Below are 3,305 nucleotides of genomic sequence, written 5' to 3' on the forward strand. Positions count from 1 at the left end.
TCGACCGCCTCGACACCGCCCACATCGAAGCCGACGAACTCACCGTCCACACCCCCGACCTCGACGACGTCTTCTTCGCCCTCACCACCCCCACCACCCCCGCCCACTCGTCCAAGGAGTCCGTCCGATGAGCACCCTCTCCCTCGCCGTGCGCGACTCGGCGACGATGCTGCGCCGCAACCTCCTGCACGCCCGCCGCTACCCGTCCATGACCCTCAACCTGCTGCTGACGCCGATCATGCTGCTGCTGCTCTTCGTCTACATCTTCGGAGACGTCATGAGCGCGGGCATCGGCGGCAGCGGCGCGGACCGCTCCGACTACATCGCCTACCTCGTCCCCGGCCTGCTGATGATGACCATCGGCAGCACCGTGATCGGAGCCGCGATCTCCGTCTCCATGGATATGAACGAGGGGCTCATCGCCCGCTTCCGCACCATGGCCATCCACCGCGGCTCCCTGCTCATCGGGCACGTCGTCGGCAGCGTGCTGCAGGTGCTCGCCAGCCTGGTCCTCGTCGGCGCCGTCGCCGTGGCCATCGGCTTCCGGTCCACCGACGCCACGGCGCTCGAATGGCTGGCCGCCTTCGGGCTGCTCGCGCTGTTCGCCCTGGCGCTCACCTGGATCGCGGTCGGGATGGGCATGGCCAGCCCCAACCCGGAGGCGGCCAGCAACATGGCCATGCCGCTGATCCTCCTGCCCCTCATCTCCAGCGCCTTCATCCCGGCCGAGACGATGCCCGGCTGGTTCCGGCCCATCGCCGAGTACCAGCCCTTCACCCCCGCCATCGAGACCCTCCGCGGTCTCCTCCTCGGCACCGAGATCGGCCACAACGGCTGGCTCGCCCTCGCCTGGTGCCTCGCCCTCACCGCCCTCGGCTACTTCTGGTCCAAGTCGATCTTCAACCGCGACCCGAAGTGACCCGGAGGGGCACCGCCCCTCCGTAGCCCGCCGGAAACACGCCGGGATTCCGCCAGGAATCCGCCGGCGATTCCGTGCAGTCGAGGAAACGGCCCGACGCTCCGATAATGGAACGTATGCAACAAAAAGGATCGTCTCGGCACGGCCCTTCGACGGTGACGGTCAAGGGCCGGGACATGCGTCTGCGCACCGTCGGATTCCTCGTGCTCGTCGGCCTGGCCATCTGGTTCATCGCGGCCAACACCGGGTCCGTCAGCATCAGGCTCTGGATCCCCACCGTCACGCTGCCCCTCTGGGCCGTGCTCACGGTCACCCTCCTCGTGGGGATCGCCCTCGGCCTGTTCATCGCCCGCCGACGCGCCAGGCGCTGACCCGCTCCCCCACCCCGGGGCGGGACACCACGACTCGGACCCGGCGACTCGGTCGAGCCGCCCGGTCGGCCCCGTCAGGGGCCAGGAAGATCTCGGCCCCGTCAGTGCCGGGAGGACCTCGGGCCCGTCAAAGCCGGAAGAGTTACCTCGGTCCCGTCAAAGCCGGGAGAGTGGAGCCGTCGGCGAGCCGGCCCGTGAGGCGTACGGCCCCGGCGCCCGGGCCCGTACCCGCCACGCCCTCCGCATCCTCCGCGCCCGCCCTGACCGACAGCAGCGGACCCCGCGCGGTGGCCGCGACGGCTCCCCCGGCGGTCACACCCGTCAGGCGGCGGCTGCCCGCCGCGAGCAGGTAGCGGGTGCCCGACGGCGCGGTCCAGTAGGCCCCCGCCAGCACGTGCTGGCCGAAGCGGCTGCACGCGGCCGTGTCCCGCAGCTCCGCGACCGTGCGCGCCCCGGTCCCGGCGGCGCCGGAAGGTGCCTCGAAGGAGACCGACACCCGGCCGCTCCCCTCCCAGGTGTCCACGCGGGAGCAGACCCACACGGCCCGCCCCGCCCGCTCGGGCAGCGGCTGCTCGGCGTACTCCCAGCGGTTGACCGAACGGACGCCCGTGCCGTGCAGGACCGGCAGGGAGCAGGCCGAACGCGCCCAGGCGGCGAGCCCCCGCTCGCCCGTGGCCTCGCGCGGCTGCCGCGCCGGGGCCCCCGTACCCGGCCCGGGTGTCCAGGTCAGGTGGGCCGGGGTCAGCTCCCCGAGGTCGACGAGGAGGAAGGCGTGGTCCTCGACGATCCGGGAGGACGAGGTGAGCTGGAGCGCGGGGACCCGCGAGCACCCGGCCCGGCCGTCGTACGGGAGGGGCGCGGTGACACCGTCCGGGGCGACCTCCAGCGGGCGGGCGGCGGTGCCGGGCGCCCGGAGGTCCCGTACCCCCGCCTCGGCGATCCAGGGCGCGAGGAGATAGCGCGCACGCCCCGGGGTACGGCTGAGCACGACGGCCGCTCCCGTGGTGACGTCGGCGTCGTCGACCCGCGCGAGGTCGAGGAGGGAGGGCCCGTCTCCGTCACGGGGTTCGGCGTACCGGGCGAGCCTGCGCCCGTCGTGGAGGAGGACCACGACGGCGCCGTCCACCGTTCCCGCGTAGAGGAGCCGGGGCGGTTCGGCGGGCGGCGCGGTCGCGGTGCCCGGCGTGGCCGTCCGCCGGACCTCGGCGCCCGTGTCCCGGGACCAGGCGTCGAGGGCGCGCCGGAGCAGGGCGGTGTCGCCGGTCCTGGCACCCCGCGCGGGCCAGGCGGTGTGGTCGACGCGCGAGGTGTCGGCCCAGCGCTCGGCCGGGGTGCGCACGAGGGCGACGGGATCGAGGGCCCGGGCGAGCGCGGCGGCGGAGAGGTCGGTCGGTGATACGGCCTGGTCGGACGCCGTCCCGGAGCGGAGCCCGGCGGTGGTGACGAGGGTGGTCGTGACGAGGAGCGCCGCGCCCGCGAGCGCGGTGAGCCGGAGGCGCCGACGGCGGCGCAACAGGTCGGTGGGGCGGGTGTGGACGGTGCACGGGTCGAACTCGGCGCTGCCGAGGAGGGCGGTGACATCGGTCCCGGTCGCGGCGCCGAGCCGGTCGGCCGCGCGCAGGGCGGCGCCGGGATCGGCGACGCCCGCGGCGGCGAGCAGACGGCCGACCGCGTCCTCGGGAAGGCGTTCGAGCGTACGCAGGGCGAGGGCGGCCCGGACCTCGGGCGTCGCACCGGCCAGGGCGCGGTCGAGGGCGAGTTCGTCGGAGCCGCCGGCGCGGGGGAAGAACCTCAGGCCGAGGACGACGGGCAGCGTCGGGGACGGTGCGAAGCGGCGCGGCGGGCGGAGCGCGGCCCGGACGACGGTGGCCCGCAGCCAGGAGTAGGCGGGCCGCTCGCTGCCCCGCTGCGCGGGCCGCGAGGGCCCCGGGCGCCGGACCGCACCGGAGGCGCCCGGCGCCCCCAACCCGTACGGGGACTCGGCGGGGGTTAGGAAAAGAACACCTCTGAACACC

Annotated in this window: 3 protein-coding genes and 1 pseudogene; 3 read left to right on the top strand and 1 reads right to left on the bottom strand. The window is 74.7% G+C overall.

The features are described from left to right. The 3 genes and pseudogenes from ABT129_RS37905 to ABT129_RS37915 form a co-directional block, all read left to right on the top strand. Positions 1–131, top strand: a pseudogene (locus ABT129_RS37905) (ABC transporter); the annotation flags it as partial. Further along, positions 128–919 carry an ABC transporter permease gene (locus tag ABT129_RS37910; protein WP_351910808.1) on the top strand — a complete coding sequence of 264 codons (792 nt, stop codon included), beginning with the start codon at positions 128–130 and terminating at the stop codon, positions 917–919. The pseudogene ABT129_RS37905 and the gene ABT129_RS37910, both read left to right, overlap by 4 nt. A gap of 176 nt (positions 920–1,095) precedes the next feature. After that, entirely contained in the window at positions 1,096–1,290 is a 195-nt protein-coding gene (locus ABT129_RS37915) for a YneF family protein (protein WP_351910810.1), read from the top strand. 142 nt (positions 1,291–1,432) lie between these two features. Here the strand turns inward: ABT129_RS37915 and ABT129_RS37920 are convergent. Further along, the coding region (locus ABT129_RS37920) for a hypothetical protein (RefSeq protein ID WP_351910812.1) at positions 1,433–3,305 on the bottom strand (1,873 nt) is incomplete at its 5' end.

The sequence above is a fragment of the Streptomyces sp. NPDC002057 genome (assembly GCF_040296665.1).
Lineage (GTDB): Bacteria > Actinomycetota > Actinomycetes > Streptomycetales > Streptomycetaceae > Streptomyces.

What these genes read in the sequence shown, in the direction of transcription:
- ABT129_RS37915 (WP_351910810.1), top strand. Translation starts at nt 1,096, where the DNA reads ATGCGTCTGCGCACCGTCGGATTCCTCGTGCTCGTCGGCCTGGCCATC.
- ABT129_RS37910 (WP_351910808.1), top strand. Translation starts at nt 128, where the DNA reads ATGAGCACCCTCTCCCTCGCCGTGCGCGACTCGGCGACGATGCTGCGC.